This window comes from Neisseria sp. HMSC061B04 (assembly GCF_001836705.1).
Classification (GTDB): domain Bacteria; phylum Pseudomonadota; class Gammaproteobacteria; order Burkholderiales; family Neisseriaceae; genus Neisseria.
The window spans coordinates 15,484-36,204 of record NZ_KV830231.1 but is presented as its reverse complement, the minus strand read 5'-3'; the positions used below and the strand labels follow the sequence as shown (position 1 = coordinate 36,204).

The window sequence follows — 20,721 nt, the reverse complement described above, 5'->3', positions numbered from 1 at the left end:
TGACAGCCCAAATTAAAGCCGTAAAGCAACAGATTAAACAATTCTACAAACAACACCCTGAATACGACCAAAACCGAAAACGCCTGATGACAATAACAGGAATAGGAGAAACCGCCGCTTCTGTTTTGCTCTCCAACTATAAAAAACACGAATTTAAAACATCAAAGCAATTTGTAGCCTTTATCGGTTTAGATCCCAAACAACACGAATCAGGGACAAGCGTAAAAGGCAAAAGCCGAATATCCAAAATAGGCAAGGCCGACACAAGAAAAGCACTTTTTATGCCGGCATTGGTAGCCTATAGAATCAATGCATTCCCCACCCTCATCAACCGTCTGAAGTCAAAAAATAAGCCTATAAAAGTGATACTGGTAGCACTCATGCGTAAACTAGCGGTAATAGCGTTTACTCTTTTGAAGATTGGCCAAGACTTCCAAGTGGAAAGATATAAATAAAAAATAAAGCCTGGCTTTCGCCGGCGATTTTCAATTTATTGAAAATAAAGAATAAATTAAAACATTAAATCTATTCAAAACAAAACAAACACCTCGAACAAGTCGGGGTGCGAATACTTACAAAGTCAAGAAATGTAAAGATATTTGACTGTGCAATACACTATCTTTGTTTAACGCCATCGATCCAGCAGGCCATAAAGTGCAATTATCCAAAAAGGTATATTGATGGGCAAATACAAAAAGGAGGAGAAGTCAATTTTGCTATCTTCAAACATTTTCAATTTGGGGTATTTCCATGGTAATTACTTATCAAGAAGCAAAGAAAATCGCAGTATCTTTTTTAAGTCAAATAGAGCAAGAAATGGGAATTTCATTGTTAATAGTTGAATCTCATGTACGAGAAAATGATGATGGGTGGGTTTTCCCATATCAGTCAAAAGAATATTTAGAAACAATGGATATAAACAAATCTATTATTGGAAATTGGCCTATATTTGTTTCTAAAAATGGAGGAGTTCCTTCTATTCGTTGATTCAAGCCCATTAGCTAAGTCCGTATCCCACTAAATTTGAAACTATATGGATGAAAACAGACTCATAACGGGGGAAATGTATGGACCAACAGGACGCTTTAGGCACAGAGCAAAATAATGAGATTAAAGAAATATCCTTATAACTCTATAAGAGAGAGAAAAGGAAATTTATCGATGTTTTATTCTTTCTTTTCACAAAGAATTCAATATAGATATTGGATTAGCTGTTTCCTGTCTAAGCTCCCCCCCAAAAAAAGTATTGATATTTGATAATAAAAATATTTTTATTAGATTTGATTCAGTTGTTTTTGTATTTCTATACAAATATACCTACAAAGCCGTCTGTATGTTTGACACAACACGCGACAAAACGACCGTAGCACCAACGCTTCTGCATTCTTTCACACGTTTTTACCCGTTATTCTTAAGCGCAGGCCGTCTGAAAATTGCCCGAATATCCAATACCCTTTACAATACCCGTAATTAAAATACATTTTTTGACACCCCTCTCCTGCATGAGTTCCACACCCTTCATCGAAATGAAAGACGTTGCCTTCGCATATGGCGACCGTCCTATTCTGAACAACATCAACTTCAGCATTCCACAAGGCAATTTCGCCGCCGTAATGGGTGGTTCAGGCAGCGGTAAAACCACGCTGATGCGCCTGATTACGGGTCAAATCCGCCCGCAATCGGGCAAAGTGCTGATTGAAGGGCGCGATTTAGCTGCATTTTCGGCGCAGGAGCTGTACGAACACCGCCGCCGCATGGGCGTTTTGTTCCAACACGGCGCATTGTTCACCGACTTGTCCGTCTTCGACAACATCGCCTTCCCTATGCGCGAGCTGACGGATTTGCCCGAAGCGGTCATCCGCGATTTAGTGGTGTTGAAACTGAATGCAGTCGGTTTGCGCGGTGTTGAAAATCTGATGCCTTCCGAGCTTTCCGGCGGTATGTCGCGCCGCGTCGCCCTCGCGCGTACGATTGCGCTCGACCCTGAAATCATGTTGTATGACGAGCCTTTTACCGGCCTCGACCCGATTTCGCTGGGCGTCATCGCCCACCTCATCAGCCGTGCCAACAAAGCCCTGCGCTCAACCAGCGTGATGGTAACGCACGACATCGAAAAATCGCTGGAAATCGTCGATCAAGTGATTTTCTTGGCACACGGCGAAATCATGTTCTCCGGCTCGCCCAAAGAAATGCGCGAACTCGACTCGCCTTGGGTACGCCAGTTTGTCGGCGGTTTGGCAGACGGCCCTGTCGCATACCGCTATCCGGCGCAAACGACTTTAAAACAAGACTTGCTGGGCTGATGTTCAGACGGCCTGAAGCTTAAACAAGGCCGTCTGAAAACCATTTAACCAATCAACTGAAACCTATGAATTTTATCCGTTCCGTCGGGGCAAAAACCCTCGGCTTTATCCAATCGCTGGGCAGCATTACGCTGTTTTTCCTGCATATCCTGGCCAAATCAGGTACGGCGTTTACCCGTCCGCGCCTGAGCATCCGCCAGGTTTACTTTGCAGGCGTGTTGTCTGTCCTGATTGTTGCCGTGTCCGGCCTGTTTGTCGGCATGGTCTTGGGCTTGCAAGGCTATACGCAGCTGGCAAAATTCAAATCCGCCGATATTTTGGGCTATATGGTTGCCGCTTCCCTGTTGCGCGAATTGGGTCCCGTATTGGCGGCTATTCTGTTTGCCAGCAGCGCGGGCGGTGCCATGACCAGCGAAATCGGCTTGATGAAAACCACCGAGCAGCTTGAAGCAATGAACGTGATGGCGGTCGACCCTGTGGCACGCGTGGTTGCGCCGCGCTTTTGGGCGGGCGTGTTTTCCATGCCTTTGTTGGCGTCGATTTTCAACGTTGCCGGTATTTACGGCGCGTATTTGGTCGGCGTCGAATGGCTGGGTTTGGACGGCGGTATTTTCTGGTCGCAAATGCAAAACAACATTACCTTCCATTACGACGTACTCAACGGCTTAATCAAATCCGCCGCTTTCGGCGTAGCCGTTACGTTAATCGCCGTACATCAGGGCTTCCACTGCGTACCGACTTCCGAAGGTATTTTGCGCGCCAGTACACGCACAGTAGTGTCTTCCGCCCTGACCATCCTTGCCGTCGACTTTATGTTGACCGCGTGGATGTTTACCGACTAAAGGCCATCTGAAACGACACTTAAAAAGAATGAAACAAGGACAATAGCACATGAAAAAAAATGCTTTGGAATTTTGGGTAGGACTGTTTGTCTTACTGGGCGCAGCCGCTATCGGCTTTCTCGCCTTCCGCGCCGCCGGCGGACAATCGTTCGGCAAATCATCACAAACCTACACCGTCTATGCCGATTTCAGCGACATCGGCGGCTTGAAAACCAACGCGCCGGTCAAATCCGCAGGCGTACTGGTGGGCCGCGTTGCCTCCATTCAGCTCGACCCTAAATCCTATCAGGCAAAAGTCGCCCTTAATCTGGACAGCCAATATCAGTTCAGCAGCGACGTTTCCGCACAAATCCTGACTTCAGGCCTGTTGGGCGAACAATACATCGGCCTGCAACAAGGCGGCGATACTGATTCTTTGGCGGCAGGCGACACCATTACCGTCACCAGCTCCGCCATGGTTTTGGAAAACCTTATCGGCAAATTCATGACCAGCTTTGCCGAAAAAAACGCAGACAGTGAATCTGCTGGTCAAAACGAACAATAAACACATATCAACCCAATATTCAGGACACTCCCATGAAAAAAACTTCCTTCATCAGCGCATTGAGCATCGGCGTATTGAGCATCAGCATGGCATTTGCCTCTCCTGCCGACGCAGTCAACCAAATCCGTGAAAACTCCGTTCAAGTGCTGAAAATCCTCAACAGCGGCGATGCCAACACCGCACGCCAAAAAGCCGAAGCCTACGCCATCCCTTACTTCGACTTCCAACGCATGACCGCTTTGGCCGTCGGCAACCCATGGCGTACTGCGACTGACGCACAAAAACAAGCGTTGACCAAAGAGTTCCAAACCCTGCTGATCCGCACCTACTCCGGCACCATGCTGAAATTCAAAAACGCCAAGGTCAACATCAAAGACAACCCGGTCGTAAACAAAGGCGGTAAAGAAATCGTTGTCCGCGCCGAAATCAACGTTTCCGGCCAAAAACCGGTCAACATGGACTTCACCACCTACCAAAGCGGCAGCAAATACCGCGCATACAATGTCGCAGTCGAAGGCGCAAGCTTGGTTACCGTATACCGCAACCAATTTGGCGAAACCATCAAGGCCAAAGGCATCGATGGCCTGATTGCCGACTTGAAAGCCAAAAACGGCGGTAAATAATCCACCCACACACCATGCCGCCTGATGTTCAGACGGCATGGTGCCTTACATCATAAAGACACCATGCAAACAGAAATACGCAACGGCACGCTCTACATCAGCGGCGACGTTACCGTCAAAACCCTGACTGCCTCCGCCTTTGCGCGCTACGAACAACAATGCCGTCTGAAAGAAACAGACAGCATAGACTTCAGCCAAGTAGGCAAAGCAGATTCAGCCTGCGTTTCCCTGCTGCTCAACGCTCTGCGCCGGACAGACAAAAAACCGACCATTCAAAATATTCCCGATTCCGTCCGCGCACTGGCCGAACTTTACGAAATCAAAGACTGGTTGCAATCATGAAAAAAACCACCGCTTCCCTCTGCCTTCTCATCAGCCTTGCCTCCGCGCCCGCACTGGCCGAACGCAATCCGGCCGACCCTTATGAAGGCTACAACCGTACCGTTTCCAAGTTCAACGACAAAGCAGACAAATACGTCCTTTCCCCTGTCGCACGCGGTTATCGCAAAGTAACGCCCAAACCAGTGCGTACCGGCGTGATCAACTTCTTCAACAACCTGCGCGATGTCGTCAGCTTCGGCAGCAATGTTCTGCGCCTTGACGTCAAACGCGCCAGCGAAGACCTCGTCCGCGTCGGCATCAACACCACCTTCGGCCTTGGCGGTTTAATCGACGTAGCCGGTGCAGGCGGCGTACCCAGCAATAAAAACACCCTCGGCGACACCTTCGCCTCATGGGGCTGGAAAAACAGCAACTACTTCGTTGTCCCCCTGTTCGGCCCATCTACCGTACGCGATACCATTGGCAACGCCGTTACCACCGTCTACCCAGTTAAAAACGCCGTCTTCCACACCAGAGCAGGACGCTGGGGCACAATCGGCCTGCAGGCCATCAACACCCGTGAAGAACTGCTCGACCTGACCGACAGCCTCGAAGGCGCAGCCATCGACAAATACAGCTACACACGCGACCTTTACATGAAAGTCCGCACCCAACAAACCGGCGGCACGCTCCCTCAAAGCGAAGACGACAATATCGACATCGATGACTTGGTGGACAGCAACACCACTTCCGAACCGGTAGCACCCCAATCCGCTCCGGCAGAAATCCCCGATACAGCCGACCCCCAAACCCTGTATCAAACACCATCAGAAAATCCCTGATTGTTTCCAAAAATAAAGGCCGTCTGAAATTCAGACGGCCTTTATCCCCCAAAAGATAGCCAGTCCACCACCTTTGCTATATCATTCAACTATACAGAAACCAAGGAAAACACCATGTACGAAGTCAACCGCAGCGTCTTCCTGCTTATCCCCCTCGAGCCTTTTTGGAACTGGCTGAAATCCCTGCCCGGCAATCACCTAGACGGCCTGACGCTTGAAGATATCCAAGCCGATGCCAATTCTTACCTCGTTCGCCCGTGCGAAACCGCCGACGAAGTATGGGATGAAATCGAAGCGCGTTTCGAAGACATTTTTGCTGCCGAATTGGCCGACTGGTGCGAAGACGAAAGCGAATGGCCTGATTTGGACGCCGACATTTTCAACGAATGGTTCGACATCCAACTCTCCACCGTGATTACTGACCTCGAACACGAACCAATCGCACGCGAAGAGTTCCAACCCATCAATCTCAACTGATGAAACTGACCGTCCGCAACTACCATCTCGACGGCTACGGCCACGTCAACAATGCGCGCTATCTTGAATTTCTCGAAGAAGCGCGCTGGACGTTTTTTCAAGAGCATGACCTTCTGTCCGAACTCAAAGGCATCATGCTCGTTGTTGCACGCGTTGACATCCGCTATCGCCGTCCGTCGCTCGAAGGCGATGTTTTAACCTTTACAGGCCGTCTGAAAGACATCGGCACACGCCACATCATCCTCAGCCAAACCGCGACCCTGCCCAACGGCAAAGCCGCCATCGAAGCCGAAGTGACCCTTATGCCCGTCAGCAGCGAGAGCGGCCGTAGCATCAGCGTTCCCCAAACCTTAGCACACGCTATTCAAAACCTCGAATCATGAAAAAAATACTCACACTCCTTGTCGTTGCCACGATTGGTGCGCTCCTTGCCTTCGTCCTTATCCCCAGCAACAAAGCCACCCCTGATTTCGCCCTGCCCGACCTGCAAGGCAAAACCATTACCAATGCCGATTTAAAAGACAAAGTTACCCTCATTAACTTCTGGTTTCCCTCCTGCCCCGGCTGCGTGAGCGAGATGCCTAAAATCATCAAAACCGCCCAAGATTATCAAGGCAAAAACTTCCAAGTCCTCGGCATTGCCCAACCCATCGACCCCATTGAAAGCGTCCATCAATACGTCAAAGAATACGGCCTTCCTTTCACCGTCATGTACGATGCCGACAAAACTGCCGCAAAAGCCTTTGGCACACAGGTTTACCCGACTTCCGTCCTGATCGACAAAAACGGCAACATCCTCAAAACCTACGTTGGCGAACCCAATTTCTCCCAACTCTATCAAGAAATCGACCAAGCCCTCGCCCAATAAATCCAAGGCCGTCTGAAACCACATTTCAGACGGCCTAAAACCGAAATATCCTTTATAATAAAATAAGCAACATTTTATCCGTTCAGACACCAAGCTCCTCTATTAACAAAGGCCGTCTGAAACAACCGAATACCCATAAGAGAACACCATGAAATTTATCGACGAAGCAAAAATAGAAGTCGCCGCAGGCAAAGGCGGTAATGGCGCAACCAGTTTCCGCCGCGAAAAATTCGTACCGCGCGGCGGCCCTGACGGCGGCGACGGTGGCAAAGGCGGCAGCGTTTGGGCAGAAGCCGACGAAAACACCAACACCCTCGTCGAATACCGCTTCGTCAAACGCTACCAAGCCAAAAACGGCGAAAAAGGCCACGGTTCCGACCGCTACGGCGCAGGTGCGGACGACATCGTCCTCAAAATGCCCGTCGGCACCCTCATCCGCGACCTTGACACCGACGAAATCGTTGCCGACCTCACTTATCACGGCCAGCGCGTCTGCCTCGCCAAAGGTGGCAAAGGCGGCTTGGGCAACATCCACTTTAAATCGTCAGTCAACCGCGCCCCAAAACAATCCACGCCCGGCGAAGAAGGCGAAACCCGTTCCCTGCAACTCGAACTCAAAGTCCTCGCCGATGTCGGCTTATTGGGCATGCCCAACGCCGGTAAATCCACCCTGATTACCGCCGTATCCGCCGCACGCCCCAAAATCGCCAACTATCCCTTCACTACCCTGCATCCGAACTTAGGCGTCGTACGCATCGACGAAAACCACAGCTTCGTCATGGCAGACATCCCTGGCCTGATTGAAGGCGCGGCAGAAGGCGCAGGCCTCGGCCATCGTTTCCTCAAACACTTATCGCGCACCGGTCTGTTGCTGCACGTCGTCGATTTAGCCCCCTTCGATGAAACCGTCAACCCCGCCGAAGAAGCCCTCGCCATCATCAACGAACTGCGCAAATACGACGAAGAACTTTACGGCAAACCGCGCTGGCTGGTGCTGAACAAACTCGACATGCTCGACGAAGAAGAAGCCCAAGCACGCACCGCCGCCTTCCTCGAAGCCATCGGCTGGGATTACCCCAAACCCGACGACCGTTTCCAATTCGACATGGAAACTCCGCGCCTCTTCCAAATCAGCGCCCTGACCCACCAAGGCACGCAGGAATTGGTACACCAAATCAACCAATACCTGACCGAGAAAAAACGCATCGCCGCCGAGGCCGAAGCCGCCGAAAAAGCCGCCGCCGCACAGCCGCAGACGGATACTTCGGTGTTGAAGGCAGAGTGAATAACGGCAAAGGCCGTCTGAAAGGTTTTTAGACGGCCTTATGCCCGACAGCCACGCAAGGACAAACATGATTACGCCCGAACAAATCCAAGCCCTCAAGCGCAAACAAGACACCCTGCAAAGCCTCTACCGCGCATGGATGGCCGAAAAGCGCAAATACACATCGGTGTATGTCGGCGACGAGCACGGCAATATTGTGGAATTACAGCCGGACGGCACGGAAAAGATAGTCGGCCATACGCAGCGTTAAACCCAGAGCTGTTTTATTATTAGGTTAGTAAAAGAATAAGATTTGATAAGGAAAAATAAATGGATAAACGATGGTGGGAATTTTATGCCTTGCGGTATGCGCTGGGCACAGTAATGGGTGTCTTTATACTTTTATATCTTTTTATTAATACTGATATTGCTACTAGAATTGGATTAGAAAAATTAGCTTTTCTTATTCCTAAAGATCCAAAAGATTTATCTTTTACTCATTTAGTTATTTTGGGTGTTTGTGGTTTGGCATATTGTTATTTATCTAGTGCGCCTATGTTGGTATTTCATGCATTAAGAGCAAATGTATTTGCATCACCACAGCATCAGTCGTCATTTGGGATGAGGTGGGTGTTGGTTACCATTGTCATCTCATGTGCACTGACTGCGTTATTAGTATGGAAAGGTTATGTCCCTTTCGATACATTGGGTTGGTCGCCAATAATTAAATTTTGTTTTTTCTCCACCATGCCTTCGTTTTCAGTTGCTTTATCTAATTGGAGTATAAGAGATTCTAATTTAATAGTTAATTTTTACAAAAAACTCGCTGAAAAAAGACAGGAAAATTTAGATTATGTAGAGTCTTATAGGCATTTGCGAGAGCATGCAAATGCATTTGCTCTTGTATTGTGTGAAATACTTTTTTGTCTATTTTTCGTAACTGGTTTGGAGATTAGTGGAAGTGTTAATTTTGTCCCTGTATCTATAATTTTTTGGTTGTTTGGTCCAGCTTTGATATGGCTTTTGGCCAACGAGTTGGAGAATGAACTTACTAAATAATTCTAATTTTTGAACTTACTAAATAATTCTAATTTTTGAGAATCTCCATGCTAACCATCTACAACACCCTTACCCGTCAAAAAGAACCCTTCACCCCCATCGACCCTAAAAACGTACGTATGTACGTTTGCGGTATGACCGTTTACGACTACTGTCACTTAGGCCATGCCCGTGTGATGGTTGTGTTTGACATGATTGCCCGTTGGTTGCGCGAGTGCGGTTATCCGCTCACTTATGTGCGCAATATTACCGACATCGACGACAAAATCATCGCCCGTGCGGCTGAAAACGGCGAAACCATCGGCGATCTGACTGCGCGTTTCATTCAGGCTATGCACGAAGATGCCGATGCTTTGGGTGTGTTGCGTCCCGACATCGAGCCGAAGGCGACGGAAAACATTCTGCAAATGATTGCCATGATTGAAACCCTGATTCAAAACGGCAAGGCATATCCTGCCGCTAACGGCGACGTTTACTATGCCGTGCGCGAGTTTGCCGCTTACGGACAATTATCAGGTAAATCGTTGGACGACCTGCGCGCAGGCGAGCGTGTGGAAGTGGATGGTTTCAAACGTGATCCGCTTGATTTTGTGTTGTGGAAAGCAGCCAAAGCAGGTGAGCCGGCATGGGAAAGCCCGTGGGGCAATGGCCGTCCGGGTTGGCATATTGAATGCTCTGCCATGAGTGAAAACCTGTTCGGCGATACTTTCGACATCCACGGCGGCGGCGCGGATTTGCAATTCCCGCACCACGAAAACGAAATCGCCCAAAGTGTCGGCGCGACAGGGCATACCTGCGGCCATGACCACGCGCAAACCCACCACGGGCAAAGTATTGCCAGCCACGTCAAATACTGGCTGCACAACGGCTTCATCCGCGTGGACGGCGAAAAAATGTCCAAATCGCTGGGCAACTTTTTCACCATCCGCGAAGTGTTGAAACAATACGACCCCGAAGTCGTGCGCTTCTTCATCCTGCGCGCCCACTACCGCAGCCCGCTGAACTACTCCGACGCGCATCTGGACGACGCAAAAGGCGCACTGACCCGTCTGTACACCACCTTGAAAAACACACCAGCGGCTGAGTTTGATTTATCTGAAAACGCCAACGACTACACTCGCCGCTTCTACGCCGCCATGAACGACGATTTCGGTACGGTCGAAGCCATTGCCGTGTTATTCGAACTGGCAGGCGAAGTAAACAAAACCAATGATGCGCACCTCGCGGGCTGCCTGAAAGCCTTGGGCGGCATCATCGGTCTGCTGCAACGCGATCCGATTGAGTTTCTGCAAGGCGGCGCGGTTTCAGACGGCCTCTCCAACGAAGAAATCGAAGACTTAATCGCCCGCCGCAAACAGGCGCGCGCGGATAAAAACTGGGCGGAATCCGACCGCATCCGCGACCTTCTGAACGAACACAAAATCATTCTGGAAGACAACGCCGGCGGTACAACTTGGCGCCGCGGTTGATTTCATGGCATAGATAAAAGGCCGTCTGAAACTGTTTTCAGACGGCCTTTTTAATTTTGGTATTTCAAAAAACACCCTTTATTTAAAACATCATTTCATTTATGCGCCGAATACTTTCAGACGGCCTTCGATTGGTTGGAAGGCTTTTTCGCCGGCAGGAGCCGCGATACCGCCAATCACCATTTGCGCACGCAACAACCAGCTTTCCGGCAAGTTCCATTCTTTGGCAATGGCCGCATCAGGCAGCGGATTGTAGTGTTGCAGATTGGCGCCGATACCGGCAGCCGCCAATGTTGTCCAAACAGCATATTGAACCATGGCATTTGCCTGATCCGCCCAAATCGGGAAATTGGCCGCATAAGATGGGAACTGCTCTTGCAAGCCTTTGACAACATCTTGATCTTCAAAGAACAAAACTGTCGCCGCGCCTGCTTTAAACAAGTTCAGTTTTTGTGCAGTGGCTTCAAACTGCTCGGCAGGGACAACCGCACGCAAAGCTTCTTCGACAAAATGCCACACTTTGGTATGCTCTTCGCCAAATAATACGACCACTCGGGCAGATTGCGAATTGAAAGAAGACGGCGTATGCAAAACGGCGTGTTCGATGATTTTGGTTACTTCCTCATTGGACAAAGGTAGGGTGTTGTTCAATGCATAGATAGAACGACGGGTTTCAGCAGCTTGTTGCAAAACAGAATAAGTCATGATCTTTTCCTTAAATTAATCTTTATCTTTACCAAAAACGTTATCCAAAGCCCACGCTCCGCCGCCGACTACTGCCAGGTACAAAAACACGAAGCAGAACAAAACGGCAGATTCACCCTGGTTGGCCAATGGAAACAAAACATTACCAGAAGACGCGTGCGCCATAAAGTAGGCGGCTGCCATCTGACCGGACAAAACAAACGCGGCCGGACGCGTAAACAGGCCCAATATCAATAAGATACCGCCGACAATTTCCAAAATACCGGCCACCAGCATCAATCCTTCGGGCGCGCCGCCCATAGACATCGGAAAACTGAAAAACTTGGCCGTGCCATGCAGCAAAAACAGGTACGCCGTCACAATGCGCAAGACAGACAATACAACAGGTTGGAATGATTTGAGGGCTGACATCTTCATAATCCTTATTTTAATGGCTACCTGAAGAGGTAGGGAGCAATTTCAATAAGTACAGTATAGATAATTCCCAGCAAGAGATATATACTCGAATTATTGATACAACGTTTCCTAATAAGAAATCATGGACACCCTATTCAGCCTGAAAGTTTTCCGCCAAGTTGTTCAAAGCGGCAGTTTTACCCGTGCCGCCGATCAGCTCGACATCTCCACCGCCATGGCCAGCAAACACGTCAGCCATCTGGAAAACACCATCCAAGCCAAGCTTTTACAGCGCAACAGCCGCAACCTTCATCTGACCGAAGCAGGCGAAGAATATTACCGCCAATGCAGCTATGCGCTGGATACCTTGGACACCGCCGCCCAAAAAGCGGCAGGCGGTACCGACACGCCGCAAGGTATGTTGCGCGTTACCATGCCCTTATGGTTTGCAGGCGGTAACATGAGCGCATGGTTGGCCGAATACCGCCAGCGTTATCCCAAAGTCACGCTCGACCTTGTCCTCGACAACCGCCATATCGACCTAATCGCCGAAGGTTTCGACCTCGCCTTGCGTGTTTCCAAAACCCCCTCCCCTTCGCTGATCGTCAAACCACTGACCAAAATCGAATTCGTCCTGCTTGCCGCACCCGACTACCTTGCCCGGCACGGCACACCCGATACACCCGAAGCCGTCATGCAGCACCAAGCCATCTTGCCTTCCTATACCAGTCAACAAAACTGGGAAATTACCCACCGCCACACCGGAGAAAAAGCCATTCTCCACCTCTCCCCCGTTATCCGCAGCGACAACACGCTGATGATACGCGAGCTGATTAAAGCAGGCGCAGGCATAGGCTATCAGCCCCTTTGGGCGGTCCAGCAGGAATTGAAGGACGGCACATTGGTCCAACTCCTGCCCGATTACACCATCTGGACAGACCAACTGAACGCCACCTATGTCGACAGGGCCTTTCTCAGCGCGAAAGTGCGCAGCTTTATCGACTTCTTCAATGAAAAAATATCGGAAGGATAAACATCAAGGCCGTCTGAAACACTTTTCAGACGGCCTTTAATCAAAGCAACAATCCAATCAATAATTGGTCGAGCAGAATTGTTCACGTTTGTCCGCATCGGCGGCATAGCATGTCAAACCCATGCCTGACGCATTACTGTTGTTCGCTTTCGCACCCGGTTTCTTATTCACCAAAACCTTACCGTTTTTACCGATTTCAACGGTTACGCCTTTATCGTTTTTCAGCTTCCATTTCAACACTTGCGCATCAGCATTCTGACACTTATTGACTGTACAGCCGCCTTCTGTCGCAACATTACCGTTTTTATAAATCACGCACTGCTGCTGGCTGTCGGTACAAGCTGCATAGGCCGCAACGGAGAAACAGGAAATCAGCGCGGCAAACAAAACAGGTTTCATGGTTTGAACTCCTAAGGTTGTGATGATGAGTTTGTAATATTTGGAACTATACGCTTGTTTGCATGTGCCTACTACAAAATGTATCGGTAACATTCAATAGACGCAGCACTATATCCATTCCACCAATTATCTAATTCGCCCCATATGATAAAGGCCGTCTGAACATCACTTTGCAGACGGCCTTCAATTGGTTTTCTACCTTACCGCTTCAACTTTGCAAACGCATCCGCCATTGCTGAATTGGTTGGGGCACGCTCGTTGCGTTGGGGTTTACGGTCGCGGCGTTCTTGATGTCGGGTTTCAGACGGCCTGTTGCCTTTGGAGGCACTGCCCGCTTCGTCATCCAAACGCATGGTAAGCGCAATGCGTTTACGCGCAGCATCGACTTCCAGCACTTTCACTTTCACCACATCGCCGGCTTTCACCACTTCGCGCGGGTCTTGGACGAATTTATTGGATAAGGCAGAGATGTGCACCAAACCGTCCTGATGGACACCGATGTCCACGAACGCACCGAAGTTGGCGACGTTGGAGACCACGCCTTCGAGTATCATGCCGACTTGCAAGTCGCTGATTTCGTGTATGCCTTCAGCGAATGAGGCCGTCTGAAACTCGCCGCGCGGGTCGCGGCCGGGTTTTTCCAGCTCGGACAGGATGTCCAGAATGGTCGGCAGGCCGAAGCGTTCGTCGATGAAGTCGGACGCTTTGATTTGCTTGACGCGCTCGCGGTTGCCGATGAGTTCGGCGGCGGTAATACCTTGTTGCGCCAGCATTTTGGCGACGACGGGATAGGCTTCGGGGTGAACGGCGCTTGCGTCCAGCGGCTCTTTGCCGCCGTTAATCCGCAAAAAGCCTGCCGCCTGCTCGAAGGTTTTTTCGCCCAAACGCGGCACTTTCAGCAATCTTTTGCGGCTGTCGAACGCGCCGTTTTCATCACGGTAGGCGACGATGTTTTGGGCAAGGGTTTGATTCAAACCGGAAATCCGCGCCAAGAGCGGGGCGGACGCGGTGTTCACGTCCACGCCGACGGCGTTCACGCAGTCTTCGACCACCGCGTCCAGCGATTTGGCGAGCTGGCTTTGGTTCACATCGTGCTGATACTGACCCACGCCGATGGATTTGGGGTCGATTTTGACCAGCTCGGCGAGCGGGTCTTGCAGCCTGCGGGCAATGGATACTGCGCCGCGTAGGGAGACGTCCAAGTCGGGGAACTCGCGCGCCGCCAATTCGGACGCGGAATAAATCGACGCGCCGGCTTCAGAAACGACGATTTTGTGCAGCCCCATTTCCGGCATTCCGCGCACCAGTTCGCCCGCGATTTTGTCGGTTTCGCGGCTGGCGGTGCCGTTGCCGATGGCGATGAGCTTCACGCCGTGCTGCTTAATCAGGCGCGACAGCGTTGCCAACATATTGTTTTCTTGATGCAAATAGACGATGACCGTATCCAGCAGCTTGCCTGTGTCGTCCACCACGGCGCATTTCACGCCGTTACGGTAGCCTGGGTCGAGACCCAAAGTCGTCAGCCGTCCGGCGGGCGCGGCGAGCAGCAAGTCTTTGAGATTACGCGCGAACACGGTAATCGCATCGGTATCGGCGGCTTCTTTCAAACGATTTAGGGCTTCAAGTTCCAACGACAAAAAGATTTTTGCGCGCCAAGTCAGGCGCACGGTGTCGCGTAGCCATTTGTGGCCGTCTGAAACCTTGAAGCGGCGGGCGATGATTTGCTCGTATTCGCTTTGCTGCGTAATCGGCGTGTCGTCGGGCTGGTATTTGAGCGCGATGTTCAACACGCCTTCGTTGCGGCCACGCAAAACCGCCAATGCACGGTGGCTGGGCATAGTGCGAATAGGTTCGCGATGGTCGAAATAATCGCTGAATTTTTCGCCTTCGGTTTCTTTGCCTTCAATGACTTGCGCGTGGATTTCGGCTTCGTTCCACAACTTATCGCGCAGCGTGCCGATGAGTTCCGCGTCTTCGGCAAACTGCTCCATCAGAATCGCGCGCGCGCCGTCCAGCGCGGCTTTGGCGTCGGGGACGTTTTCGTTCAGGTAGCCCTGTGCGATGGCTTCCACATCCTGCGGCTGCTCGGCAAGCAACATATCAGCCAGCGGCTGCAACCCGTGTTCGCGCGCGATTTGCGCCTTGGTGCGGCGTTTGGGTTTGTAAGGCAGATACAGGTCTTCCAGCGCGGTTTTGTTGTCGGCAGCCTCGATTTGCGCTTTGAGGTCGTCTGAAAGTTTGCCTTGTTCTTCAATGCTTTTTAAAACAACAGCCTTGCGCTCTTCCAACTCGCGCAGGTATTGCAGCCGCTCGGCAAGCTGGCGCAACTGCGTATCGTCCAACCCGCCTGTGGCTTCTTTACGGTAACGCGCGATAAACGGCACGGTCGCACCGTCGTCTAAAAGCTCGATAGCAGCGTTAATTTGAGCGGCGGTAGCCGAAAGTTCTTGAGAAAGAATTTGAGTAATGTTCATCAATAGAATTCCAACGGACAGGCCGTCTGAAATTTCAGACGGCCTGATTTAAAAAACAATCGCTTTAAGGCAGCGAATTATAATATTCGTAGGCTTTGTCCATATCTTCAAACTGGTACATATGCCCTTTTTCCAGCACCATCGCATTATCGCAATATTGCTTCATGGCGCTGTGGCTGTGCGACACCAAAATGATAGAACGGTCTTTGCGCTTTTCAAACAACTCGTACTTACATTTATCGGCAAAGCGCGAGTCGCCAACCGCAATCACTTCGTCAATCAGATAGCAGTCAAATTCTACCGCCAACGACAAAGCAAATGCCAAACGCGCCTTCATACCCGAAGAATAACGCTTGACCGGCTCGTAAAGATATTGACCCAGCTCGGAAAACTCTTCGGTAAAGTTCTTCACATAATCGATATCGACATTGTAAATCCGGCAGATGAAACGCAAATTGTCCATACCGGTCAAACTGCCTTGAAACGCACCGGAGAATGCCAAAGGCCAAGAAATACTCATTGTTCGCTTGATTTCGCCCGTGGTTGGCGGCTCAACGCCGCTAATCAAACGAATAAGCGTCGATTTACCTGCACCGTTACGGCCGAGAATACCGATTTTCTCGCCCTTTTCCATTTTGAAGTTGATATCGTGCAAGACTGTCCGCCAACCTTGGCGGGTCAGATAGCGTTTGGAAACGTGTTCAACTGAAATCATTGCGGCTCAACCCCTTTGCTGAATCTCGCCACCATCGCCAAACCAAGCAGCAGCAAAACCAAGTTACACAACAAAATATACCAAGGATTTTCGTAAGTCGTAACGCTGTCGCCAAAATATCCGGCACGGAACATTTCTGTACCATGCACCATCGGAAGCATCAGCACATAATGTTGCAACTGCTGAGGCAGGTTGTGCACGAAGAAAAACACGCCGGACAAAGGCATCATCACAAAACTGATGGTACTCCAAACCTTACCAAACGGCTCAAAGTGAAACGCGACCGAACAGATGACCAGCCCCAATCCAACGGCAAACATTGCCATCAAAAGCCAAGCCAACAACATATAGAAAATATCTGCCGGTACATCAATCCAACCAATGATGACCAATGCGAACATAATCACGACCTGCGCAATGGTGGCGCCGGCAATCTCCAACAACATACGCGCAAAAATGGTATCCAAAACGCGTACATTTCGGTGATACAGCAGGCTTGTGTTGGCCGAAATCGAACCGATAGCACGATTGGAAGCATTACGCCACATCATCATCATCGGATAGCCTGTCAGCGTGAATGCCACGATATTCAAAGCTGACACGTTGTGCATGCGGAAAAATTTCCACATCAACACCATAACCAAAGTCAGCAGCAAAGGTTCGACAAACAACCACAAAAAACCAATGTTATTACGACCGTAGCGAGTAATAATTTCACGCATTAAGAGTGCGCCGATTACCCTTTTTTGGATAAGCAGCGACTCCAAAAACGATGTTTTATGTAGCTCTTTCATCAGTTTTTATGCTCACGGATACTTGCAGACAGCAACACGGCAATGCCATAGACAATCAAACCGATGACAAACGTTGCCACGATGTTGTAAAGACGGTTTGGCTCATGCGCCAAGTCAGGTTTGTTCGGTTGGGAAATCACTTCCAAATACAGCTGCTGACGATCCGCTTCCGCTTTTGCACTTTCCAAAGAAGTCATCGCCGCAGCCAATTGTTTCTCGGCCAATTCGTTTTCCAGATAAACTCGTTGATATTCCGCCGCTTGATTGGACAACGAACCCTCGCCGCCGCCGGAAATCGCTTTCATTTGTTGCGAAATTTCTTTACGCAAGCTCTTCTCACGCGCAATCAGACCCGGAATTTGCGGGTTTTCAGGAGTAACGGCTTTTACCTGGTCAAGCTGGGTTTGAATGACAATCAACTCGTCCTGCAATTTGGATACCAAACCCATTTGCACATCAGATTGCGCCTTCAAGTCGAAAATACCGTTGGACACACGGAATTTCGTCAATTGAGCCGAAGCTTCTTTAACTTTCTCTTCAGCCGAATTGACCACTTCCTGAGCATAACGAATCGTGTCCTGACGGGCACGCTCGTTCAGCTGGTTGATCAATACCTCACCCTGTTTGAGCAAAGCATCATTGATCTTTTGAGATTCACCGGCATTGAACGATGTAACGCTCAAATTGGAAATGCCTGAGACAGAGTCAAAATGGATGGCTACCTTATCGCGGTAGTATTGATAAAAGGCCTCATCCTCGCCACGCAGGCCAAAACCATTAAAACGGCTGAAGATGTCGCCTTCTTTTTCATAAAAATCACGAACGGGCATTTTCTTACGCAACGCGTCCAAAGCCGAACGCGACTGCATATATTCCTGCACGGTATAAATATCGTCTTGCGCACGAGAGAAACCAGACCCCTGCAAAATAGCGCCCAAGCCGTTCAAAGACGATTGGCTCTTAGGAGAACGCACCACAAAGCTGGACTGGGATGTGAACTGATCAGAAGCAAATAGTCCGTAATACACACCGGAACACAAAGTCGGCACGACAACCGTTACCAAAAGCAACGGATTAATCTTACGCAACCAAGACTTCTTGGCTTTTTTCTTTTCGGGAGCCGGTTGTTCCGGTTTCACATCCACATTTGCAGAAACTTGCTCAGACATTATTTTCCCCATTAATTCACTAAATTATTAATACTGTTCGCACCGCTAACCACAGGCGAGAACACAAATGACAAGAACTTGCGTACTTCAGCCATCGGCGCATTCGATACGTACACCACGTCCTTATCCTTCACAGGGAAACGCTGCATCCAAAACATAGAATTCGCATCTGCCAGGTTCAAACGGTAGACCACAGGAATCTCCGCACGATCGCCATAACCCTTTTCAGCCCATTTGGATTGCTTCTCAGGGGGCAGCTCGGACAAAGGCGCATAGCGGAATACAAATACGCCACGCGCATCTGCACGATAATCCTGCAAACCGCCCATACGTCCCACAGCCTCAGCCAAAGACAAGCCCTTCACAGAGAAACCAATCTGCTGCGTATGACCGACCGCACCCATAGAAGTAAATGTGCTCGGATTAGTAATCATTGTGACCACATCACCGCGACGCAACAGAATGTTTTGACGCGGATGCGCCACCAAATCTTCCAAAGCAATCGTTCTGACAACATTGCCACGTGTCAGCTGTACGTTCGTATCCTGAACATTCGCAGTCGAACCGCCCACCGCAGCCACCGCATCCAACACACGCTCGCCTGCAGCCGTCAAAGGCATACGCACACTGTTACCCGCGCGGATAACCGATACATTCGCCGCATTATTTTGCACCATGCGCACCATTACCTGCGGCTGGTTCGCCATTTTTTTCAGACGGCTTTTGATAATATTTTGCACCTGAACCGGTGTTTTACCGAGGACAGACACATCGCCGATAAACGGCACAGAAATCGTACCTGAAGAGCTGACCATCTGTTCAGGCAGCTTCGTTTGCTGCGCATTACCCGAACCGGTAGACGACAAAGCCCCACCGAACAACACAGCCGGAGGAGCTTCCCAAATCGTAATATCCAGTACATCACCTATATTGATAGCCCCTATTGATGATGTACCATCGCCCAACTGAGCAAATGACTGATTAACTTGCGCTTGATATAGTGACTGAGCCACCGCGCCATTCACATCAATTAATTCCACCTCCGGCACTTCGGCTGTAGCCGGCTGTTGCCCCAAAGCAACAACATTTCGTGTACTTGGGCCGGAATTAGGAAGAGAAGAGCATGCGGCTAACAGGCTGACACACAACAATAACATGCCCCTGCGGGTAAGACATTCTGCTTTCAACATCGATTAAATCTCACTATACTTTTAATTAAGCACGACCATTATAACACCTGATGAAATATTAGGCCGTCTGAAAACCTGACATAAGTATCAAAAAACATCACATTACAGCGAATACCGTCATGAGGAAACTTAAAAAACTGATTCGACAACCAGGTGTATTCTTCCGCGACTATCTCAACAAAAGATACCCTGTCCGCAACGCCGAACAGCGTACAACAGAGTCTGACGAACCGGTCATTATCGACAACACCCTGTATTTAGCCGAACTTGAAAATAGTATCAACCTTACCCCTATTAAAGTTGATGTCGTTTTCACATGGGTAAATAATCAAGATCCCAAATGGCAGCAACGCCGCCGCCAACATAGCCCTACTGCCGAACAAGACGCACTCCACAATAATGACGAAGCCCGTTTCAGCAACCACAACGAACTTTACTATTCACTTCACAGCGTGCGTACCTTCCTGCCGTGGGTTAACCATATCTACATCATTACCGACAACCAACGCCCCGATTGGCTCAATCCTGTCGACTATCCCAACGTCAGCATAATAGATCACAGTCAAATCATTGACCCGCAATACCTGCCCACCTTCAATTCGCATGTAATCGAAGCACACCTGCACAACATTCCCAATCTAAATGAACACTTCATCTATTTTAACGATGATGTATTTGTTGCCCGTCCATTACCGAAGGAACACTTCTTTCACGCCAACGGCATTGCCTCACTTTTTATTGCAGACAAGAGCCTAAAACAAATGTCCGAAAGAGGAACCGATACACCCACTCTTTCCGCCTCAAAAAACTGTATCGCACTATTACAACAGCACTACGACTGCCGCATCGACCGTCCGTTAGTACACACCTATATCCCACTGCATAAAAGCAGCTTTCAATTTGCTTGGCAGCACTACCGTACTGAGATTGAAGCCTTTTTATCCAACCGTTTCCGTTCTAACCACGATCTCAATCTTGCCACCTTCCTCGTACCTTGGCTGATGTTTTTAAACAGGAAATCTACAGTAGGTAATGAAATATGTTATTATTTTAATATCCGCTCCAACAAAGCGCCTGCACAATATATCAAGCTCTTAGAAAATAAAAAAAATGGGCGGCAGCCACACTCTTTTTGTGCCAACGATTTTCACAGCCAGCAACAGATTGAAAACTACCAGGACAAACTGATTCAAATGCTGGAAAATTACTTCAAAACCAAATAAAAATAAAAGGT

Annotated in this window: 25 protein-coding genes and 1 pseudogene; 18 read left to right on the top strand and 8 right to left on the bottom strand. The window is 49.5% G+C overall.

Annotation, left to right across the window (positions count from 1 at the left end; translation table 11 throughout):
- From HMPREF2661_RS10070 to cysS, 16 genes and pseudogenes are all read left to right on the top strand, one after another.
- A partial coding sequence (locus tag HMPREF2661_RS10070; RefSeq protein ID WP_141760001.1) for a transposase occupies positions 1 to 455 on the top strand: 455 nt, incomplete at its 5' end.
- A 295-nt stretch (positions 456 to 750) separates the two neighbouring features.
- Positions 751 to 987 (top strand): YrhB domain-containing protein, encoded by a 237-nt coding sequence (locus HMPREF2661_RS11345; RefSeq protein WP_081456507.1) that lies wholly within the window; start codon positions 751 to 753, stop codon positions 985 to 987.
- Positions 988 to 1,104: 117 nt separating this feature from the next.
- Positions 1,105 to 1,297, top strand: a pseudogene (locus HMPREF2661_RS11845) (hypothetical protein); the annotation flags it as partial.
- Between the two features lie 205 nt (positions 1,298 to 1,502).
- Positions 1,503 to 2,303 carry an ABC transporter ATP-binding protein gene (locus tag HMPREF2661_RS10065; protein WP_070460246.1) on the top strand — a complete coding sequence of 267 codons (801 nt, stop codon included), beginning with the start codon at positions 1,503 to 1,505 and terminating at the stop codon, positions 2,301 to 2,303.
- A gap of 65 nt (positions 2,304 to 2,368) precedes the next feature.
- A complete protein-coding gene (mlaE, locus tag HMPREF2661_RS10060) occupies positions 2,369 to 3,145 on the top strand; it encodes a lipid asymmetry maintenance ABC transporter permease subunit MlaE (protein ID WP_070823640.1) in 777 nt (258 codons plus the stop codon).
- Between the two features lie 49 nt (positions 3,146 to 3,194).
- Complete coding sequence (mlaD, locus tag HMPREF2661_RS10055) at positions 3,195 to 3,689, top strand: outer membrane lipid asymmetry maintenance protein MlaD (RefSeq protein ID WP_003681819.1); 495 nt, start codon at positions 3,195 to 3,197, stop codon at positions 3,687 to 3,689.
- A gap of 32 nt (positions 3,690 to 3,721) precedes the next feature.
- A complete protein-coding gene (locus HMPREF2661_RS10050) occupies positions 3,722 to 4,312 on the top strand; it encodes an MlaC/ttg2D family ABC transporter substrate-binding protein (RefSeq protein ID WP_070823637.1) in 591 nt (196 codons plus the stop codon).
- A 63-nt stretch (positions 4,313 to 4,375) separates the two neighbouring features.
- Positions 4,376 to 4,654: an STAS domain-containing protein gene (locus HMPREF2661_RS10045; RefSeq protein WP_036493932.1), complete on the top strand. Its 279-nt coding sequence runs from the start codon at positions 4,376 to 4,378 to the stop codon at positions 4,652 to 4,654.
- Positions 4,651 to 5,475: an MlaA family lipoprotein gene (locus HMPREF2661_RS10040; RefSeq protein WP_070823634.1), complete on the top strand. Its 825-nt coding sequence runs from the start codon at positions 4,651 to 4,653 to the stop codon at positions 5,473 to 5,475. Before HMPREF2661_RS10045 ends, HMPREF2661_RS10040 begins: the two co-directional genes overlap by 4 nt.
- A gap of 114 nt (positions 5,476 to 5,589) precedes the next feature.
- On the top strand, positions 5,590 to 5,952 hold the full coding sequence (locus tag HMPREF2661_RS10035) for a VacJ (RefSeq protein WP_070823632.1): 363 nt from the start codon (positions 5,590 to 5,592) through the stop codon (positions 5,950 to 5,952).
- On the top strand, positions 5,952 to 6,335 hold the full coding sequence (locus HMPREF2661_RS10030; protein WP_003681810.1) for an acyl-CoA thioesterase: 384 nt from the start codon (positions 5,952 to 5,954) through the stop codon (positions 6,333 to 6,335). Before HMPREF2661_RS10035 ends, HMPREF2661_RS10030 begins: the two co-directional genes overlap by 1 nt.
- Complete coding sequence (locus HMPREF2661_RS10025) at positions 6,332 to 6,820, top strand: peroxiredoxin family protein (protein ID WP_070823630.1); 489 nt, start codon at positions 6,332 to 6,334, stop codon at positions 6,818 to 6,820. Before HMPREF2661_RS10030 ends, HMPREF2661_RS10025 begins: the two co-directional genes overlap by 4 nt.
- Positions 6,821 to 6,968: 148 nt before the next feature.
- On the top strand, positions 6,969 to 8,105 hold the full coding sequence (gene obgE / locus HMPREF2661_RS10020; RefSeq protein WP_070823627.1) for a GTPase ObgE: 1,137 nt from the start codon (positions 6,969 to 6,971) through the stop codon (positions 8,103 to 8,105).
- 67 nt (positions 8,106 to 8,172) lie between these two features.
- Positions 8,173 to 8,355 (top strand): hypothetical protein, encoded by a 183-nt coding sequence (locus tag HMPREF2661_RS10015; RefSeq protein WP_070823625.1) that lies wholly within the window; start codon positions 8,173 to 8,175, stop codon positions 8,353 to 8,355.
- A 59-nt stretch (positions 8,356 to 8,414) separates the two neighbouring features.
- Positions 8,415 to 9,143, top strand: a complete 729-nt coding sequence (locus tag HMPREF2661_RS10010; protein WP_070823623.1) for a hypothetical protein — start codon at positions 8,415 to 8,417, stop codon at positions 9,141 to 9,143.
- A gap of 47 nt (positions 9,144 to 9,190) precedes the next feature.
- The gene (gene cysS, locus HMPREF2661_RS10005; protein WP_070823620.1) at positions 9,191 to 10,612 is read left to right on the top strand and encodes a cysteine--tRNA ligase; all 1,422 of its coding nucleotides are present in this window, start codon (positions 9,191 to 9,193) and stop codon (positions 10,610 to 10,612) included.
- Positions 10,613 to 10,711: 99 nt separating this feature from the next.
- Here cysS and HMPREF2661_RS10000 read toward each other — a convergent pair whose 3' ends face one another.
- Entirely contained in the window at positions 10,712 to 11,317 is a 606-nt protein-coding gene (locus HMPREF2661_RS10000) for a nitroreductase family protein (RefSeq protein ID WP_070823618.1), read from the bottom strand.
- 15 nt (positions 11,318 to 11,332) lie between these two features.
- On the bottom strand, positions 11,333 to 11,728 hold the full coding sequence (locus HMPREF2661_RS09995; RefSeq protein ID WP_070823616.1) for a DoxX family protein: 396 nt from the start codon (positions 11,726 to 11,728) through the stop codon (positions 11,333 to 11,335).
- Positions 11,729 to 11,855: 127 nt separating this feature from the next.
- Here HMPREF2661_RS09995 and HMPREF2661_RS09990 point away from each other — a divergent pair, with 127 nt between their 5' ends.
- Positions 11,856 to 12,746 (top strand): LysR family transcriptional regulator, encoded by an 891-nt coding sequence (locus HMPREF2661_RS09990; RefSeq protein ID WP_070823614.1) that lies wholly within the window; start codon positions 11,856 to 11,858, stop codon positions 12,744 to 12,746.
- Between the two features lie 57 nt (positions 12,747 to 12,803).
- Here the strand turns inward: HMPREF2661_RS09990 and HMPREF2661_RS09985 are convergent, their stop codons facing one another.
- The 6 genes from HMPREF2661_RS09985 to HMPREF2661_RS09960 form a co-directional block, all read right to left on the bottom strand.
- Positions 12,804 to 13,145 carry a hypothetical protein gene (locus HMPREF2661_RS09985; RefSeq protein WP_049323610.1) on the bottom strand — a complete coding sequence of 114 codons (342 nt, stop codon included), beginning with the start codon at positions 13,143 to 13,145 and terminating at the stop codon, positions 12,804 to 12,806.
- 200 nt (positions 13,146 to 13,345) lie between these two features.
- A complete protein-coding gene (locus HMPREF2661_RS09980; RefSeq protein ID WP_070823612.1) occupies positions 13,346 to 15,619 on the bottom strand; it encodes a Tex family protein in 2,274 nt (757 codons plus the stop codon).
- Between the two features lie 64 nt (positions 15,620 to 15,683).
- Positions 15,684 to 16,334: an ABC transporter ATP-binding protein gene (locus tag HMPREF2661_RS09975; RefSeq protein WP_003747991.1), complete on the bottom strand. Its 651-nt coding sequence runs from the start codon at positions 16,332 to 16,334 to the stop codon at positions 15,684 to 15,686.
- On the bottom strand, positions 16,331 to 17,128 hold the full coding sequence (locus tag HMPREF2661_RS09970) for an ABC transporter permease (RefSeq protein ID WP_070823610.1): 798 nt from the start codon (positions 17,126 to 17,128) through the stop codon (positions 16,331 to 16,333). The genes HMPREF2661_RS09975 and HMPREF2661_RS09970 overlap by 4 nt, the downstream gene beginning before the upstream one ends.
- Positions 17,128 to 18,297 carry a capsule biosynthesis protein gene (locus HMPREF2661_RS09965; RefSeq protein ID WP_049323613.1) on the bottom strand — a complete coding sequence of 390 codons (1,170 nt, stop codon included), beginning with the start codon at positions 18,295 to 18,297 and terminating at the stop codon, positions 17,128 to 17,130. The genes HMPREF2661_RS09970 and HMPREF2661_RS09965 overlap by 1 nt, the downstream gene beginning before the upstream one ends.
- Before the next feature lie 11 nt (positions 18,298 to 18,308).
- Positions 18,309 to 19,487, bottom strand: coding sequence for a polysaccharide biosynthesis/export family protein (locus HMPREF2661_RS09960; RefSeq protein ID WP_049323615.1), 1,179 nt, complete (start codon positions 19,485 to 19,487; stop codon positions 18,309 to 18,311).
- A gap of 119 nt (positions 19,488 to 19,606) precedes the next feature.
- Here HMPREF2661_RS09960 and HMPREF2661_RS09955 point away from each other — a divergent pair, with 119 nt between their 5' ends.
- Positions 19,607 to 20,710: a stealth family protein gene (locus HMPREF2661_RS09955; protein ID WP_049323616.1), complete on the top strand. Its 1,104-nt coding sequence runs from the start codon at positions 19,607 to 19,609 to the stop codon at positions 20,708 to 20,710.
- The last annotated feature ends 11 nt before the right edge of the window (positions 20,711 to 20,721 follow it).

What these genes read in the sequence shown, in the direction of transcription:
- HMPREF2661_RS09975 (WP_003747991.1), bottom strand. Translation starts at nt 16,334, where the DNA reads ATGATTTCAGTTGAACACGTTTCCAAACGCTATCTGACCCGCCAAGGT.
- HMPREF2661_RS10010 (WP_070823623.1), top strand. Translation starts at nt 8,415, where the DNA reads ATGGATAAACGATGGTGGGAATTTTATGCCTTGCGGTATGCGCTGGGC.
- HMPREF2661_RS09965 (WP_049323613.1), bottom strand. Translation starts at nt 18,297, where the DNA reads ATGTCTGAGCAAGTTTCTGCAAATGTGGATGTGAAACCGGAACAACCG.
- HMPREF2661_RS09960 (WP_049323615.1), bottom strand. Translation starts at nt 19,487, where the DNA reads ATGTTGAAAGCAGAATGTCTTACCCGCAGGGGCATGTTATTGTTGTGT.
- HMPREF2661_RS09955 (WP_049323616.1), top strand. Translation starts at nt 19,607, where the DNA reads ATGAGGAAACTTAAAAAACTGATTCGACAACCAGGTGTATTCTTCCGC.
- mlaE (WP_070823640.1), top strand. Translation starts at nt 2,369, where the DNA reads ATGAATTTTATCCGTTCCGTCGGGGCAAAAACCCTCGGCTTTATCCAA.
- HMPREF2661_RS10040 (WP_070823634.1), top strand. Translation starts at nt 4,651, where the DNA reads ATGAAAAAAACCACCGCTTCCCTCTGCCTTCTCATCAGCCTTGCCTCC.
- HMPREF2661_RS10030 (WP_003681810.1), top strand. Translation starts at nt 5,952, where the DNA reads ATGAAACTGACCGTCCGCAACTACCATCTCGACGGCTACGGCCACGTC.
- HMPREF2661_RS09985 (WP_049323610.1), bottom strand. Translation starts at nt 13,145, where the DNA reads ATGAAACCTGTTTTGTTTGCCGCGCTGATTTCCTGTTTCTCCGTTGCG.
- HMPREF2661_RS09995 (WP_070823616.1), bottom strand. Translation starts at nt 11,728, where the DNA reads ATGTCAGCCCTCAAATCATTCCAACCTGTTGTATTGTCTGTCTTGCGC.
- HMPREF2661_RS09970 (WP_070823610.1), bottom strand. Translation starts at nt 17,128, where the DNA reads ATGAAAGAGCTACATAAAACATCGTTTTTGGAGTCGCTGCTTATCCAA.
- HMPREF2661_RS10025 (WP_070823630.1), top strand. Translation starts at nt 6,332, where the DNA reads ATGAAAAAAATACTCACACTCCTTGTCGTTGCCACGATTGGTGCGCTC.
- HMPREF2661_RS09990 (WP_070823614.1), top strand. Translation starts at nt 11,856, where the DNA reads ATGGACACCCTATTCAGCCTGAAAGTTTTCCGCCAAGTTGTTCAAAGC.
- cysS (WP_070823620.1), top strand. Translation starts at nt 9,191, where the DNA reads ATGCTAACCATCTACAACACCCTTACCCGTCAAAAAGAACCCTTCACC.
- HMPREF2661_RS10065 (WP_070460246.1), top strand. Translation starts at nt 1,503, where the DNA reads ATGAGTTCCACACCCTTCATCGAAATGAAAGACGTTGCCTTCGCATAT.
- obgE (WP_070823627.1), top strand. Translation starts at nt 6,969, where the DNA reads ATGAAATTTATCGACGAAGCAAAAATAGAAGTCGCCGCAGGCAAAGGC.
- mlaD (WP_003681819.1), top strand. Translation starts at nt 3,195, where the DNA reads ATGAAAAAAAATGCTTTGGAATTTTGGGTAGGACTGTTTGTCTTACTG.
- HMPREF2661_RS09980 (WP_070823612.1), bottom strand. Translation starts at nt 15,619, where the DNA reads ATGAACATTACTCAAATTCTTTCTCAAGAACTTTCGGCTACCGCCGCT.
- HMPREF2661_RS10000 (WP_070823618.1), bottom strand. Translation starts at nt 11,317, where the DNA reads ATGACTTATTCTGTTTTGCAACAAGCTGCTGAAACCCGTCGTTCTATC.
- HMPREF2661_RS10045 (WP_036493932.1), top strand. Translation starts at nt 4,376, where the DNA reads ATGCAAACAGAAATACGCAACGGCACGCTCTACATCAGCGGCGACGTT.
- HMPREF2661_RS10015 (WP_070823625.1), top strand. Translation starts at nt 8,173, where the DNA reads ATGATTACGCCCGAACAAATCCAAGCCCTCAAGCGCAAACAAGACACC.
- HMPREF2661_RS10050 (WP_070823637.1), top strand. Translation starts at nt 3,722, where the DNA reads ATGAAAAAAACTTCCTTCATCAGCGCATTGAGCATCGGCGTATTGAGC.
- HMPREF2661_RS11345 (WP_081456507.1), top strand. Translation starts at nt 751, where the DNA reads ATGGTAATTACTTATCAAGAAGCAAAGAAAATCGCAGTATCTTTTTTA.
- HMPREF2661_RS10035 (WP_070823632.1), top strand. Translation starts at nt 5,590, where the DNA reads ATGTACGAAGTCAACCGCAGCGTCTTCCTGCTTATCCCCCTCGAGCCT.